Below are 574 nucleotides of genomic sequence, written 5' to 3'. Positions count from 1 at the left end.
GGAGAACACACTGACCGATGATCACGACCGCGTCATTCACTGGGCGGGGAAGTCGGTCACCGACATCATCAAGACCCTCCAGAACCGGTTCGATCGCGTTCCCGACGTCGTCGTCTACCCCGGTTCCGAGGACGAAGTCCAAGCCTTGGTCGACGCGGCCGTTGAACTCGACCTCGTGCTGATTCCGTTCGGCGGTGGTCCGAGCATCACCAGGAGCTTGCAGGCTCGGCCCGAGGAGACCCGGACCGTGGTGTCAGTGGATCTCGGTCGCCTCAATCAGGTCCTGGAAATCGACGAGACGTCCGGGCTGGCCCGAATCCAGGCCGGCGTCCTGGGCCCGGACATGGAAGAGCAGCTCAATGCCCGCGGGTGGACCCTGGGGCACTTCCCGGATTCCTTCAACCACTCGACCCTTGGTGGTTGGGCCGCCACCCGCTCCTCCGGAATGCAGTCGGACAAGTACGGCGACATCGCGGAGATCATCCGCGGGATGAACGTCGTTCGCCCGGGCGGCATCGTCAGGCTTCGCCCACTCCCGTCGACCTCCACTGGCCCTTCCCTGCGCGAGATGTTC

At 64.6% G+C, this 574-nt stretch carries 1 protein-coding gene; it reads left to right on the top strand.

Annotated features, from left to right (window positions below):
* Nucleotides 1-574: FAD-binding oxidoreductase (locus GTW58_RS13695; protein ID WP_168023621.1), on the top strand; the 574-nt coding region annotated here is incomplete at both ends.

The organism is Kocuria subflava (assembly GCF_012163155.1).
Classification (GTDB): Bacteria; Actinomycetota; Actinomycetes; order Actinomycetales; family Micrococcaceae; genus Kocuria; species Kocuria subflava.
This window is presented reverse-complemented; position numbering and strand designations above follow the sequence as displayed.